The sequence below is a fragment of the Tepidiforma flava genome, assembly GCF_027594505.1.
In the GTDB taxonomy this organism is placed as follows: domain Bacteria; phylum Chloroflexota; class Dehalococcoidia; order Tepidiformales; family Tepidiformaceae; genus Tepidiforma; species Tepidiforma flava.
In genome coordinates this window covers 2520822-2534969 of the sequence record NZ_CP115149.1, presented here as the reverse complement: position 1 = coordinate 2534969, position 14148 = coordinate 2520822, and the positions used below count along the sequence as shown (strand labels likewise).

Genomic DNA, 14148 nt, shown 5'->3' with positions numbered 1-14148 from the left:
GCGCGTGCGGTCAAACTGGCCGATCGTTCAGGAAACCTCTTCGCAACAGACGAAACACCCGCTACCATCCGCTCCCTCGACAGTGTCAACAGGAGTGGAGCATGGAGAAGGTTCGCTGGATCGAAGACGCCCCCTACAACCCAAAGGCCTCCTTCTGGACTCGCGCCAACGTCGGCGAAGTCTTGCCCGAGCCGCCGAGCCCTGCCGGCTGGGACCTGGTGTTCGCCAACGGCGGCACCGTCCGGGGCTGGCGCGATTGCGCGGTCAACCGGCTTGGCGTCGGCGATGACGAGCTCGACCCCGACCCGAACCGCTGCGATTTCATCGGCCTGATCGGCGGCTATGGTTACCTCAACGCCACCTGGATCCGCGTCTGGGGCGAGCGCACCCCCGGCATGTCCGCCGCCGCCATCGACGCAGCCTACTTCGGCGACCACCCGGACGTGCCGCCCTACGTGAAAGAGCCCTGGCACGAGAACCCCGCGACGACCGCCGTCATGGAGAAGTGGCTCGGCTGGGTGCTGGGCGACATGGACCAGTCCGAGCTCGAAGCCGACCGGCAGCTCGCCCGCCAGGTGCGCGCCGAACGCCCGGACCTTACAAAGCTGTCCGATGCCGAGCTGCTCGAGCGGGCCATCTCGATGCGGCCGCTCTGCCGCCGGATGTTCGACCAGCACATCAACCAGAGCGGCGCAGCCTCCATCGGGCCGGGCGCCATCGCCGCCATCTGCGCCGCCATCGGCCGCCCGGCGGACGCGATGAAGCTCATCGCCGGGCTCGGCGGCGTCGACTCGGCCGCCCCCTCGTACGCGATGTGGGAATTGAGCCGCAAAGTCCGCGCCTCGGACGAGCTCAACCGCATCTTCGACGCCGGCCCGGCTGGCCTCTACGCCCGGCTCCAGGCCTCGGACCATCCCGATGCCCGCGCATTCCTGGCAGCCTTCGCCGACTTTCTCGCCGAGTACGGCTCGCGCGGCCCCAACGAATGGGACGTCATGGCCGACACCTGGGAAACCAACCCGGACCTCGCCCTCGCCGCCATCGACCGCATGCGCCTCAGCAGCGACGACGGCTCGCCCATGCAGAAGAACGCCGAGCGGGTCGCCGAACGCGAGCGCATCCGCGCGGAGATTCGCGAAGCCCTCGCCGGCGACCCGGCGACGCTCGCACAATTCGACGCCGCGATGCAGAGCGCGCTCACTTTCGTCCCCGGCCGCGAGCGCTCGAAAACGAACATCATCCGCGTCATCGAAGAAACCCGGATGGCCCTCCGCGAACTCGGCCGGCGCGCCGTCGAACGCGGCCAGGTCGACCGCCCCCACGACATCTGCTTCCTCTTCGAAGACGAGCTGCGGGACTACACGGAGGGCCGGCTGACCGACCTCCGCGGCCTCGTCGAACCCCGGCGTCAGCATTACGAGTGGCTGCTCACGCTCGAGCCGCCGTTCATCATCAACGGCACCCCGCCGGAGAACACGACCTGGCGGCGCCGGGCAGACCACACGGCGCAGAAGGCCGGCCCGGGCGATGTCATCCAGGGCGTGCCGGGCTGCCCCGGCAAAGCCCGCGGCACCGCGCGCGTCGTCCTCGACCCCCTCGACCCAACCGTGCTCGAACCGGGCGACATCCTGGTCGCGCCGATGACCGACCCCGCGTGGACGCCGCTCTTCGTGCCCGCCGCCGGCGTCGTCGTCGACGTCGGCGCGACGCTGAGCCACGCCATCATCGTCAGCCGCGAGCTGGGCATCCCCTGCGTCGTCTCCGCCACGGACGCGACGAAGCGCATCCCGGACGGCGCGGTCATCGAAGTCGACGGCGACACCGGCGCGGTCACGGTCGTCAGCGTGCCCTGAGCCGCCCTCCCGGAAACGCCGAAAAGCTGGCAGACTACGGGCACCTGAACGTCCGCCCGGCTGCGTGCCCCTGCGCGCCAGGCAGCCGGCCCCATGGAGGATGCATGGCGATCCCGGAACACAGCCTCATCACCGATGAGCACCGCGCGGCCATCGGCCGCAAGAGCGACCCTGTCACCGTCACCATTCGCGAAGAGGACGCGCGCCGCATGCGCGACGTCCTCGGCGATGCCGACCCGCGCTACGCCGACGGCACCGGCATCGCCCCGCCCTACGTCATCGCCATGCTCGGCGGCGGTCCGCGCCGCGGCATGCCCCAGGTGCTGCCCGGCGGCCTCCTCACCCAGCAGGAGTGGCGGTTCACCCGCCCCTTCCGCATCGGCGAACAGCTCCAGGCCATCTCCCAGGTCTACGACATCCGCGACCGTCTCGGCGGCCGCTACGGCTACAGCGTCCTCGTCACGCAGGGCACCGACTACTACGACGCCGAGGGCAATCACGTCGCCGCAGCCATGATCACCATCACCCAGTTCGACCCGAAGATGGCGTCCGGCAGGAGCGACGAATGAGCCAGCGCTACTACGAAGACGTCAACGTCGACGACGAGCTCGAACCGCTCGAACGCGTGCCCACCACCGACATGGCGATCGACTTCTTCGGCCGCGACAACCCGACGAACCCGGCCTTCGCCGACGCCGAAGCCGGGAAGCGCCTCGGCGTCGGCGGCGCCCTCGTCCCGGGCCTCCTCAAGCTCGCCTGGATCACCCAGTACGTGAGCGACTGGGCCGGCACCGAAGGCATGGTCCGCAGCGTCCGCGCCGCCTACCGCCGGCCGGATGTCGCCGACCGCCCGCTCGTGCTCGCTGGCCGCGTCGTCGAGAAACGCGTCGAAGACGGTGCCCACCTCGTGGAGCTCGAAGTCGTCACGCTCGCCGAAGGCCAGCCGAGCACACGCGCGAACGTCCAGGTCCAGCTGCCCTCCCGGGGGTAACCCTGACGGAGCGGCGGGAAACCTGCTAGCCTCGTAGTTGCATCTGCAACGAAGGAGCCGCCGTGCCCGCCGTCACGCCAGCGAATCCGCTCGCCCTGCCCCGCATCGACCGGCTCGGACCGGGAGACCGGCCGCGCCCCGTTCACCTCGTCGTCACCGCGCCTACCTCCCTCGAAGGCGAAGGCTTCCAGGTGCGCCGGCCGTTTCCCGGGCTCGACCTTGGCATCGCCGACCCCTTCCTGCTCCTCGACCACATCGGCGCGGTCGAATACGCGCCCGGCGAGGCCAAGGGGGCGCCGTGGCACCCGCACCGCGGCTTCGAGACGGTCACCTACATGATCGACGGCGCCCTCGAGCACCACGATTCGACGGGGGGCGGCGGCTACATCGCCGACGGCGCGACGCAATGGATGACGGCGGGCGCCGGCATACTGCATGACGAAGTGCCCCCCGCGTGGCTCATCCAGAAGGGCGGCCTCTTTCACGGCGTGCAGCTCTGGGTCAACCTCCCGGCGTCGATGAAGTGGACGCCGCCCCGCTACCAGGACATCGGCGCTTCCGCCGTCACGCTCCTCGCCGGCTTCGACGGGAGCGCGCTCGTCCGGCTGATCGCAGGAGACCTCGGCGGCCACCGCGGCCCGGGCGTCACCTTCACACCGATCACGTACGCCCACGTGACGCTGCCCCCCGGCAGCCGGTTCGAGACCGGCTGGCGGCGCGACTTCAACGCCCTGGCCTATGCGCTCAACGGCCGCGGCCGGGCCGGCCTGGAGCGGCGGCCGTTCGCCGAGGGCCAGCTCGTCGTCTTCGGCAACGGCGACGGCATCATCATCGAGGCCGATGACGTCCAGGACTCGCGCGCCCGGAATCTTGACATCCTCATCCTCGGCGGCCGGCCCATCCGCGAGCCGGTCGTCTTCCACGGGCCGTTCGTGATGAACACCCGCGACGAGATCTTCCAGGCCATCCGGGATTACCACGCCGGCCGCATGGGACAGATTCCGCCGACGCGCTTCGACTTCTCGCAGCTGCACGGCGACCGCGGCGGCGCCGTCCGCGCCGAGCACCCGGGAGATGAGGAGAAGCCGCAGGGCGCGTAAGATGCGCCAGCGTGAGCCGGCCCCTCGAAGGTCTCCGCGTCATCGAATTCGGCACGTTCGTCTCGGCCCCGTACTGCGGCAAGCTGTTCGCCGGGCACGGGGCCGAGGTCATCAAAGTCGAACCGCCCGGCGGCGATATCGCCCGCGCCCACGGGCCGTTCCCCCGCGGCGAACCCGATCCGGAAGCCAGCGCCCTCTTCCTCTACCTCAACACCGGCAAGAAGTCCGTCGTCCTCGACCCGCGCGAACCCGCGGACCGCGACCGCCTGCTCCGGCTCATCGCAACCGCCGACGTGCTGGTCGAGAACTACCGGCCGGCCGACCTCGCCGCGCTCGGCCTCGACTACGCAACACTGGCCGAGCGCAACCCCCGGCTCGTCATGGTGTCGATCACGCCGTTCGGCCAGCAGGGCCCCTACGCAAACTATCTCGGCAACAACCTCATCGCCTTCGCCATGGGCGGCCAGATGTACATCACCGGAACGTTCGAAGGCGGCCCGCTGAAAAACGGCGGCTACCAGGCCGACTACCAGGGGGGCCTCAACGCCTTTTCGGCCGCGATGCTCGCCGTCCTCGCAGCCGAGCGCGACGGCCTCGGGCAGCACGTCGATATCTCCATCCAGCGGTGCATGGCGCCCATCCTCGAAGCCTCCATCCCCTACTACTGCTACCTCGGCCAGTGGAGCGGCATCCGCCGCGGCAACCACATGGCCAGCTTCATCGGCATCTACCCGTGCGCCGATGGCCACATCGGCATCCACCTCATGCCGCGCAACTGGAAACCGTTCCTCGAGGTCATCGGCCGGCCCGACCTCGGCGAGGACCCGCGCTTCGCCACCCAGGCTGACCGCGTCGCCCACAACGACGAGCTCATGGCCGAGCTCTACGCCTGGGCGGCAACCGAGACGAAGCACGACCTCTACCGGCGGGCCGGCGCGGGCCGTGCGCCGATCGCTTTCGTCCATACGATGGCGGACCTGGTCGAGAGCCCGCAGCTCAACGCCCGCGGCTTCCTCCAGCACATCGACCACCCGGTCGCCGGGGAAGCGGTCTACCCCGGCCCGCCCTGGTGGATGGGCCCCGGCGACTGGGACGCCGGCCGGGCGCCGCTCCTCGGGGAACACGATGCCGAAGTGCTCGGGAGGCTCCCGGCATGAACCAGCGGGAGCGCGTCGCGCGCGCAGCAGCCTTCTTCGAGCAGTGCGACGACCTCTCCCTGCTCCACCGCCTGACTGGCGAGGCCGCGCCGCGGGCGCGGAAGTACGTCGCCGCCCTGCTCGCTCGCGGCGACGAAGACACCATCCCGCCGCCGGCCGACCTCCGCCCTGCGCGCGAAGCCGCCAGCGCKCGAAGAGGCGCTCGAGACGTTCCGGAAGACCGACGATTTCGCACTGTTCCAGGTCCTCGCGCGGGCGATCGGCCGCCGCATCGAAGCGCTGGAAATCATCGCGAGCGCCGAGTTTCCGCCCGGCGCACGGGTCCTCGTCCCGCGCAAGGCGAGCTACCCGGCCGGGCAGCCGGAACTGGCGGGGACCGTCGAAGAGTCCGGGACCCAGCTCACCGTCGCGCTCGACAAAGGCGAAACCTGGCAGGGGCCGCCGAGCCTCGCCCGCAGGGAGCGCCAGCCGTGAGCCAGCCGCTTCAGGGTGTGCGCATCGTCGACCTCACCATGGTATGGGCCGGCCCCATGGGCACGCGCCTCCTCGGCGACTACGGCGCCGAGGTCATCAAGGTCGAAAGCCCCCGCCAGTGGGACCTGCTCCGCGCCCTCGGCCTCATCCCCCGCGACGTGCCGCGCTGGTACAACCGGTCGGCCTACTTCAACCACAACAACCGGAACAAATACGCGGTCTCGCTCGACCTCGCCCACCCGCTCGGCCGCGAAACCGTCCTGCAGCTCTGCGCCGTCAGCGACGTGCTGGTGGAAAACTACCGCTCCGACGTCATGGATAACCTCGGCCTCGATTACGAGACCGTCCGCTCCGTGAACCCGCGCATCATCTACGTCTCGATGCCCGGCCACGGGAAGACCGGCCCGGAGAAGGATTACGTCGCGTACGGCTCGAACGTCGAGCAGCTCGCCGGCCTCGTCTCCATCTCCGGCTACGAAGACGGCGAGCCGATGAAGACCGGCTTCAGCTACGGCGACCCGATGGCGGCAACGGCGCTCGTCGGCGCGGTCGCGCTGGCGCTCCGCAAGCGGCGGCTCACGGGCGAGGGCTGCTACGTCGAGCTCGCGCAGCGCGAAAACCTCACGATGTTTGTCGGCGAGCACATCGTCGGCTACAGCCTCACCGGTGAACTCCCCCGGCCGATGGGCAACCGCCACCCCCACCACGCCCCGCACAACGTCTACCGCTGCGCCGGCGAGGACCGCTGGGTCGCCATCGCCTGCGAGACCGATGACCAGTTCCGCGCGCTGTGCGCCGTCATCCGCCGCCATGACCTCGCCGGCGACCCCCGGTTCGCCACGGCCGCCGCGCGGAAGGCGAACGAGCGCGACCTCGACCCCGAAATCGAGGCGTGGACCCTCCAGCGCGGCCACCACGAGGCGATGCACCTCCTCCAGCGGGCCGGCGTCCCGGCCGGCGCCGTCCTCACGACCCCGGAGCTGGTCGCCGACCCGCACCTGCGCGCGACCGGCGCGTGGGTCGAGCACACCCACCCCGATGCCGGGACCTGGGAGATGGAAGCGCCGCCCTGGGTGCTGCCGCGCACGCCGGGCCACATCCGGCTCCACGCGCCTGGCTTCGCCGAGCACAACGACTGGGTGTTCCGCGACCTGCTCGGCCTCGACGACGCGCGCATCGCCGCGCTCTACGCGGCTGGCGTCGCCGCCGACACCCCCGACGAATCACTCCACCGGTAACCCGGCACGGTCACAGGAAGAGCAGCACCAGCGGAACCGCCACGATCGCCGCCAGGAAGACGGCCAGCCGCCGTTCGCTGCGCGTCGCCTCGTGCGCCAGCCGAAGAATGGCCCGCGAATACGGCCCGTAGAAGCACGTGAGGATGACCAGCGAAATCACCGCGACGGAGACCATCTCCGTCAGCACGACCGTGAACGCCGCCGCGCCGCCGAGGATGAGCGCCCCGGCGAGCGTGTCGATGAACGTCGTGATGTTCGCGCCCATCACGTACGGCAGCACCTGGTCGCGCTTCAGGTAGCCCTTCAGACTCAGCGGAACCAGCAGCGTGAGCGAAATCGAGACGCTCATCGTCATCGAGGTGACGGCGCCCCCCATGAGGAACATGAACCAGCGCGACCGCATCCGGTGCATCGCCGCATCGAAGCGGCTCGACCCCGCCTCCAGCTGCGGCAGCGCGCGGTCGAAGACGGCAAAGCTGCCGAGGAGGATGACCACGCCGAGCGCGAAGAGGCCACCGCCGGGGAGCTGCGCATCGAGCCAGGCGACGGGCTCACCGTAGACGGCATCCACCCAGTCCAGCATCCCCGGGGGCGGGGTGAACTGGAGCCGATCCAGCCAGCCGTACCGCAAGGAGACGAGGCCCAGCGCGATGGCCGGCCCCTGGGTCGTGAACGTCGTGAGCAGCGCGATCACGCCGATGGCGAGGCTGTCCGGGTTCCGTTTCCGGGCGAGGTACAGCACGAACCCGACGGCGAGCACGATGAAGGATGCGCCCAGGCGTGACCCCCCGATGACCCCGAACGCCTCCGATTCCGTCAGGACCCCGCCAGCCAGCAGCGTGACTCCAATCGCCGCGACCGGCGAGCCGCTCATCGCGGCGTAGGCGAGCAGCCAGCCGAAGCCGACGCTGTTCACCGGGCCGGAAATATCGAGGCCATCGAGCAGCGGCACCAGCGAACGCGCGCCGGCCCTGAGCACCTGCAGCCCAAGGATGAACAGGAACATCCCCGCGGAAGCTGCGCCGGCCCGCGAAAGCCGGCCTCCCCATCGGCGCAGTGCAGCCCGGCGGTCCCCGGGCGCAGCCTCCAGCACCACCTGGCTGCGCGGGGGCGGGAGAACTTCCTCCTCAGGCACGCCGCTCATTCGGCGCCTCCTTTCGCGTTCGAGGCGACCGCGCGCGTCATGCCTGCGCCGGTCGTGTGGCGTGTTGCAGGGTCGATGAGGATGAACGCGCCGGTTTCCCTGCATGCGTCGTAAAGGTCAGCAACGACCGGCTCCATCAGCCGCAGCCGAACCCGCCCGATGTCGTTGAGGCCAAGCCGCTCCGGGAACGGCTCGCGCGCGAGGCGGTGAATATCCAGCCGGTCGACCAGCTGCTCGACAACCGCTCGCGTCCGCCGGGTGGTGTGTTTCACGAGCACCTGCTGCCCTTCGGCGAGGCAGGTGTCCTCGCTCATCCAGCAGACGTCCGCTTCGATGGCGCTGGCCGGCGCCACCGGGTCGCCCGCGGCGACGAACATGGCGCCCCGCCCGGCATCCAGCTCATCCGCGAGGCGGATCGTCACGGCATCGCCTGCAGAAGCCTCTTCGAGCGATTCCTCGAACCGGTCGATCGCTGCCACCTGCGTTGCCGCCCCCAGCGGGAGGACGCGCACGGCATCGCCGACCCGGACGGCGCCCGCTGCCACCGTCCCGGCATACCCCCGGTAGTCGGGAAACTCTCGCGACTGCGGCCGGATGACGTACTGCACGGGGAAACGGAATGGCGCCGAGCGCGCCGGGTTCCGCACCTGCACGGTTTCGAGGAACTCCAGCAGCGTCGGCCCGCCGTACCAGTCGAGTTCGCTGGCGCGATGCACGAGGTTGGCCCCCGTCAGCGCGGCCAGCGGGATGACAGCCACCCTGTCGATGCCGAGCGATGCCGCGACGCCCCGGTATTCCGCTTCCACCTCCCGGAACCGCTCCTCCGACCACCCGACCAGGTCCATCTTGTTGACGCTCAGCACGACGTGGTGGATGCCGAGGAGCGCTGCGAGCGCAGAATGCCGCCGGGTTTGCTCGACCACGCCCTTCCGCGCGTCGACGAGGATGAGCGCCAGCTGCGCCGTGGAGGCGCCCGTGACCATGTTGCGCGTGTACTGCACGTGGCCCGGGGCATCGGCGATGATGAACTTGCGCCGCGGGGTGGCGAAGTACCGGTAGGCCACGTCGATCGTGATGCCCTGCTCCCGTTCGGCGCGGAGCCCGTCCGTCAGCAGTGCGAGGTTGATCTCGTCCAGGCCCTGCGCCTGGCTGGCCCGTTCGATGCTCGCGAGGGTGTCTTCGAACACCTGCCGCGTGTCGTAGAGCAGCCGGCCGATGAGCGTGCTCTTCCCGTCATCGACCGACCCGGCGGTCACGAACCGGAGGAGGTCCATCAGAAGTAGCCCTCCCGCTTCCGGTCTTCCATCGCGGCCTCCGAGAACTGGTCGTCGGCACGGCTCGCGCCCCGCTCGGTCACCCGCGCGGTCGCCACTTCCGCGATGATTTCCTCCACCGTCCGGGCCGTCGACCGAACCGCGGCCGTGCAGGTCATGTCCCCGACCGTGCGATACCGAACGGTGTCCCGGAAGCTCCGCTCGTGCGGCAGCTGTTGCAAATACGGGCTCACGGCCATCAACATGCCGTCGCGCACGAACACCTCCCGCTCGTGCGCGAAGTAGATGGACGGGATGTCGAGGCCTTCCCGGGCGATGTACCGCCAGACATCGAGCTCCGTCCAGTTCGAGAGCGGGAAGACGCGCATGTGCTCGCCGCGCAGGTGCAGTCCGTTGTAGAGGTTCCAGAGCTCCGGCCGCTGGTTTCGCGGGTCCCACTGGCCGAATTCGTCCCGGAACGAGAACACCCGCTCTTTCGCGCGCGCCTTCTCCTCATCCCGCCGGGCGCCGCCGATGGCCGCATCGAACTGGTGCCGCGCGATCGCGGCCAGCAGCACCGGCGTCTGGAGCCGGTTCCGCGAGGCCCGCGGCCCGCGCTCCTCCTGCACCCATCCCTCGTCGATGGCCTCCTGCACGGAAGCCACGACCAGCCGCGCCTTCAGCTCGGCAATGCGCCGGTCCCGGAATTCGAGGACCTCCGGGAAATTATGTCCGGTTTCGACGTGCAGCACGGTGAACGGGAAGCGCGCCGGCCAGAACGCTTTCTGCGCCAGCCGAAGGAGCACGATGGAATCCTTGCCCCCGGAGAAGAGCAGCGCCGGCCGCTCGAACTCGGCTGCGACCTCCCGCATGATGAAGATGGCCTCGGCCTCGAGGAGGTCGAGGCCGGGGTCGTGGTCGACGGGCATCACCGCGCTTGCCGTCATCGGGCCACCCCCTCGCCAGCGGGCACGAGGCCCCGCTCCTCGAGCAGCCTCACCAGGGCCGCCAGGCTGACCTCCGGGCGTTCGCTGCCGGTATCGAGGCGGAGGTCGGGAATGAGCGGCGGCTCGTACGGGTCATCGATCCCGGTGAACCCGGGCCGCTTCCCCGCCCGCGCCTCGGCGTAGAGCCCTTTGACATCACGCGCTTCGCACGCCTCGAGCGATGCCGCGAGGTGAATCTCGAGAAACGGGACGCCGTCGGATTCGACCATCGCGCGGGCAGCGTTCCGCGTTTCGCGATAGGGTGAGATTGCCGCCGTGATGACGGCCACCCCGTTGCGCGCCAGCAGCCGCGCCACGTAGGCAATCCGCAGGATGTTCGTGTCCCGGTCCTCCCGGCTGAATCCCAGCCCTTTCGAGAGGTGCGCGCGCACCTCGTCGCCGTCGAGCACCTCGACCGCCAGGCCGCGGCGGCGAAGTTCCGGCGCAAGCAGCCCCGTGAGCGTCGATTTCCCCGCTCCCGAGAGCCCCGTGAACCACACCACGAAACCGTGTCGTTGCGTCATCTCCAGTCCTTCCCGGCGCGGACGCCCGCCGCGCCGTTCACGCGCATTCAGGTGTGCAGCCCGCACTCGTCCTTTTCGAAGCCCTGCCAGCGGCCCGCCCGCCCCTGGACACCGGGCACCGTACAGTTGTAACAGCCGATGCTCGCGTAGCCGCGGTCCAGGAGCGGGTTGTACGGCACCCCGTGCTCCAGCAGGTACGCCCACGTCTGCTTCTCGGTCCAGTTCGCCAGCGGATTGATTTTCACGACCCCGAACTTCGCCGCCCACGCCACGATCGGGGTATCGGCCCGGCCCTCCGACTGGTCCCGCCGGAGGCCGCTCATCCATGCTGTCCGCCCTTCGAGCGCCCGCCGGTTCGGCTCCACCTTCCGCAGCTCGCAGCAGAGGTCCGGGTCCCGCATCCAGAGCGCTGCGCCGTACTGGCGCGCCTGCTCCTCATGCGTGAGCTTCGACTTGTACACCTGCACGTTGGTCAGGCCGAGCGCCGGCACAGCCCGGCGCATCGTTTCGTACGTCTCCTCGAACAGGTAGTCCGTATCGAGAACGAAGACGTGCACATCCGGCTTGAGGCGGGCCGCCATGTGCAGGATGGCCATCCCGCTCGCGCCCCCGAAGCTGGCGCCGATGGAGAGCCCGTCCCCGAACGTTTCCACGGCCCAGCGCACGATCTCCTGCGGCTCGGCGGTTTCGAACCGGTCGTTGAGCATCCGAAATTCGGCCTCGGTGAAAGCCGGCGCGGCAGCCATCGGCAGCTCCTTAGCTGAGTAACTCGCTCAACTTTATGCGCCTTCCCCGTTGCGGGCAAGAGGAGAAGTTGATAAAGTCAGTCAGCTTTCTGCTGAGATCCTCGGCGGAACTGCGCCAATCCTCAGTCCGGGGTGCGCCATGCCCGACGTCGAGACCATCGTCTACACCAACGAGCCCGGGAAAGTGCTCCCGGTCCTCGAGCGCGAACTCGAAGATTTCCAGACCGAGGCCAGGCGATTCCTGGACGGCGAATGGGACGAGGCCCAGTTCATCGGCTTCCGGCTGAAGCAGGGCGTCTACGGACAGCGCCAGCCGAACGTCCAGATGATCCGCGTCAAGCTTCCCTTCGGCGGCGTCACCCCGGAGCAGATGGAGGCGTTCGCCGAGGTCGCGGAGAAGTACGCCCCCCTCCGCAAGGGCCATATCACGACCCGCCAGAACATCCAGTTCCACCACATCCCCCTCCTCAAAGCCGCTGAGGCGCTCTTCGTCCTCGGCCGCGCCGGGCTCTCCACCCGCGAGGCGTGCGGCAACACCGTCCGCAACGTCACCGGCGACCCGTGGGCCGGCATCCAGGAGGGCGAGCCGTTCGACCCGACCCCGTACGCCGGTGCGTTCGCCCGGCGCTGGCTGCGCAACCCCCTCACCCAGCTCCTGCCCCGCAAGTTCAAGGTGGCCTTCAGCGCGAGCGACGCCGACACCGCCATCACGGGCATCCACGACCTCGGCTTCATCCCGCGCATCCGCGACGGCGTGAAGGGCTTCACTATCGTCGTCGGCGGCGGCCTCRGCACGATGCCGCGCAAAGCCCCGGTCCTCTACGAGTTCGTCTCCGTCGATGAGTACCTCAAGGTTTCCGAGGCGGTGCTGCGCATCTTCAACCGCGCCGACGAGCTCCGGAAGAACCGCGCAAAGGCCCGCATCAAGTTCCTCGTCGACCGCGTCGGCATCGACGAGTTCCGCCGGATGGTGGAGGAGGAGCTCCAGGGCGACTGGGCGAAAGGCCGCGACTTCCGCCCTGACCCGCTCCTTTTCATCCACGATGAGGCGGCCAACGCCCCCGCCAGGCGGCCCCACTACCAGCAGCCGAACGGCGACCACCGGGAATTCACCGCGTTCGTCGCCGCGAACGTCCGCGCGCAGAAACAGCAGGGCTTCAGCGCCGTCGAGGTGAAGGTCACGCGCGGCGACCTCCGGCCGGAACAGTTCCGCGGTCTCGCCGCCATCATGCGCGAGTACACCGGCGGCTACGCCCGCACCACCGTCGGCCAGAACATCGTCCTCCGCTGGGTCCGGGACGAAAGCCTGTACGAGGTCTTCCTGCGCCTGAAGGAACTCGGCCTCGCCGACATCGGCGCCCAGTCCATCACGGACGTCGTCAGCTGCCCCGGCACCGACAGCTGCAAACTGGGCATCACCTCTTCGATGGGGCTCAACCAGGCCATCCAGGAGCGCGTCGAATCCYYGGACATCACCGACCCGCTCACCCGGCGCATCCACATCAAGATGAGCGGCTGCCCGAACAGCTGCGGCCAGCACCACATCGCCACCATCGGCTTCCACGGCGCAGCGATGAAGGTCGGCGAGCATCAGCTCCCCGCCTACCACGTCTTCCTCGGCGGCAGCTACGACAACGGCGAGCTCCGCCTCGCGCAGCAGCTCAAGGTCCGCCTGCCCGCAAAACGCGGCCCCGACGCCGTCGAGCGCTTCATCCGCCTCTACGAATCGAACCGGCAGCCGGGCGAGACGTTCAACGCCTTCTTCGACCGCGTCGGGACGGCCCCGTTCGAAGAGGCGATCGCCGACCTCTGCATCCCGGGCGAGTTCACCGACGACAACCGCGCGATGTTCATCGACTGGAACCGGCTCGAGCTCTACCGGCTGCAGCGCGGCGAAGGCGAGTGCGCCGTCTGACGCATCGCCGCCGTTACGACGTGCGCAGGTTCGCCCACGCCTGCTCGAAGGGCAGGCCGCCGGCCTGCGCCGCCTCGAGGAGCGCTCGCCGCTGCCGCGCTTCAGGCAGCCTCGCCAGGTAGATCGACGGGTTCGCGCTCACTTCGCCCGCGAACCACTCGTGCCGCACGATTGCGCCGCAGAAGCATTCGAACATCGCATCGCGGTCGAGGTAGTTCTCGAACACGAACAGCGAGATGTCGTCGAGCGCGTCCTCGTCCCCCTCGGCGCTCAGGCGGTCGAACATCTCGCCCAGCCAGTCGGCGGTCCGTTCCCACTCGGCCGCCGCGCCGGCACAGCCCCGGGACTCCATCGCCTCGAGCGAGGCCATGAGCACGACGAGGAACGTCGGCAGCCGCCGCGCTTCGTAGCCATCCCGCGCGAGCGCGCACCAGCGCGCGTCTTCGTCACACGACCCATCCGGAGAGAGGACCGGGATCGCGCCTGCCAGCTCGTTCGCCTCGGCATCCGGCAGCGTCCGAATCCAGTCCCGCACCACTGCGGGCTCCACCGCCGCGAGGTTAATCACCGAAAGCGCGGCCAGCCGCCGGTCGGGCGGGCCGTCCTGGATCTCCGCCACGAGTTCGGGCGTCGTCATGCGCCGCATCTGCGCCTCGTGCGCCTGCCAGCCTTCGTACTGCGCCGGGAGCCGTCGTTCCATGCCGCTCCCAAGGATATCCCGCCGCAGAGCGCGCGGCCTCCGGGGGTTCACCGATGCTACACTCGCA

General features: G+C 69.6%; 13 protein-coding genes. 7 read left to right on the top strand and 6 right to left on the bottom strand.

Going from position 1 to position 14148, the window contains the following annotated elements:
• The first annotated feature begins 101 nt into the window (after window positions 1–101).
• From O0235_RS13865 to O0235_RS13840, 6 genes are all read left to right on the top strand, one after another.
• Window positions 102–1853 carry a PEP-utilizing enzyme gene (locus tag O0235_RS13865; protein WP_270056362.1) on the top strand — a complete coding sequence of 584 codons (1752 nt, stop codon included), beginning with the start codon at window positions 102–104 and terminating at the stop codon, window positions 1851–1853.
• A 104-nt stretch (window positions 1854–1957) separates the two neighbouring features.
• Entirely contained in the window at window positions 1958–2422 is a 465-nt protein-coding gene (locus O0235_RS13860) for an FAS1-like dehydratase domain-containing protein (RefSeq protein ID WP_270056361.1), read from the top strand.
• A complete protein-coding gene (locus O0235_RS13855; protein WP_270056360.1) occupies window positions 2419–2844 on the top strand; it encodes a hotdog family protein in 426 nt (141 codons plus the stop codon). Before O0235_RS13860 ends, O0235_RS13855 begins: the two co-directional genes overlap by 4 nt.
• Before the next feature lie 62 nt (window positions 2845–2906).
• On the top strand, window positions 2907–3944 hold the full coding sequence (locus O0235_RS13850; protein ID WP_270056359.1) for a pirin family protein: 1038 nt from the start codon (window positions 2907–2909) through the stop codon (window positions 3942–3944).
• A gap of 11 nt (window positions 3945–3955) precedes the next feature.
• Complete coding sequence (locus O0235_RS13845; RefSeq protein ID WP_270056358.1) at window positions 3956–5101, top strand: CaiB/BaiF CoA transferase family protein; 1146 nt, start codon at window positions 3956–3958, stop codon at window positions 5099–5101.
• 470 nt (window positions 5102–5571) lie between these two features.
• Window positions 5572–6813, top strand: a complete 1242-nt coding sequence (locus O0235_RS13840; protein ID WP_270056357.1) for a CaiB/BaiF CoA transferase family protein — start codon at window positions 5572–5574, stop codon at window positions 6811–6813.
• 10 nt (window positions 6814–6823) lie between these two features.
• On the opposite strand, the gene O0235_RS13835 is transcribed toward O0235_RS13840, so the two are convergent.
• From O0235_RS13835 to O0235_RS13815, 5 genes are all read right to left on the bottom strand, one after another.
• Window positions 6824–7819, bottom strand: a complete 996-nt coding sequence (locus O0235_RS13835; protein WP_270056356.1) for a hypothetical protein — start codon at window positions 7817–7819, stop codon at window positions 6824–6826.
• 134 nt (window positions 7820–7953) lie between these two features.
• Window positions 7954–9231: a sulfate adenylyltransferase subunit 1 gene (locus tag O0235_RS13830; protein WP_270056355.1), complete on the bottom strand. Its 1278-nt coding sequence runs from the start codon at window positions 9229–9231 to the stop codon at window positions 7954–7956.
• Entirely contained in the window at window positions 9231–10157 is a 927-nt protein-coding gene (gene cysD, locus O0235_RS13825; RefSeq protein WP_270056354.1) for a sulfate adenylyltransferase subunit CysD, read from the bottom strand. Before cysD ends, O0235_RS13830 begins: the two co-directional genes overlap by 1 nt.
• Window positions 10154–10720, bottom strand: a complete 567-nt coding sequence (cysC, locus tag O0235_RS13820; RefSeq protein WP_270056353.1) for an adenylyl-sulfate kinase — start codon at window positions 10718–10720, stop codon at window positions 10154–10156. The genes cysD and cysC overlap by 4 nt, the downstream gene beginning before the upstream one ends.
• A gap of 47 nt (window positions 10721–10767) precedes the next feature.
• Window positions 10768–11466 (bottom strand): phosphoadenylyl-sulfate reductase, encoded by a 699-nt coding sequence (locus O0235_RS13815; RefSeq protein WP_270056352.1) that lies wholly within the window; start codon window positions 11464–11466, stop codon window positions 10768–10770.
• Window positions 11467–11605: 139 nt separating this feature from the next.
• On the opposite strand from O0235_RS13815, the gene O0235_RS13810 reads away from it, so the two are divergent.
• On the top strand, window positions 11606–13381 hold the full coding sequence (locus O0235_RS13810) for a nitrite/sulfite reductase (protein ID WP_270056351.1): 1776 nt from the start codon (window positions 11606–11608) through the stop codon (window positions 13379–13381).
• A 13-nt stretch (window positions 13382–13394) separates the two neighbouring features.
• Here O0235_RS13810 and O0235_RS13805 read toward each other — a convergent pair whose 3' ends face one another.
• Complete coding sequence (locus O0235_RS13805) at window positions 13395–14081, bottom strand: hypothetical protein (protein WP_270056350.1); 687 nt, start codon at window positions 14079–14081, stop codon at window positions 13395–13397.
• Window positions 14082–14148 lie beyond the last annotated feature (67 nt).

Bases quoted from the DNA above. Each gene is read 5' to 3' on its own strand.
- O0235_RS13855 (WP_270056360.1), top strand. From the start codon at position 2,419: ATGAGCCAGCGCTACTACGAAGACGTCAACGTCGACGACGAGCTCGAA.
- O0235_RS13830 (WP_270056355.1), bottom strand. From the start codon at position 9,231: ATGGACCTCCTCCGGTTCGTGACCGCCGGGTCGGTCGATGACGGGAAG.
- O0235_RS13835 (WP_270056356.1), bottom strand. From the start codon at position 7,819: ATGTTCCTGTTCATCCTTGGGCTGCAGGTGCTCAGGGCCGGCGCGCGT.
- cysD (WP_270056354.1), bottom strand. From the start codon at position 10,157: ATGACGGCAAGCGCGGTGATGCCCGTCGACCACGACCCCGGCCTCGAC.
- O0235_RS13860 (WP_270056361.1), top strand. From the start codon at position 1,958: ATGGCGATCCCGGAACACAGCCTCATCACCGATGAGCACCGCGCGGCC.
- O0235_RS13815 (WP_270056352.1), bottom strand. From the start codon at position 11,466: ATGGCTGCCGCGCCGGCTTTCACCGAGGCCGAATTTCGGATGCTCAAC.
- cysC (WP_270056353.1), bottom strand. From the start codon at position 10,720: ATGACGCAACGACACGGTTTCGTGGTGTGGTTCACGGGGCTCTCGGGA.
- O0235_RS13865 (WP_270056362.1), top strand. From the start codon at position 102: ATGGAGAAGGTTCGCTGGATCGAAGACGCCCCCTACAACCCAAAGGCC.
- O0235_RS13805 (WP_270056350.1), bottom strand. From the start codon at position 14,081: ATGGAACGACGGCTCCCGGCGCAGTACGAAGGCTGGCAGGCGCACGAG.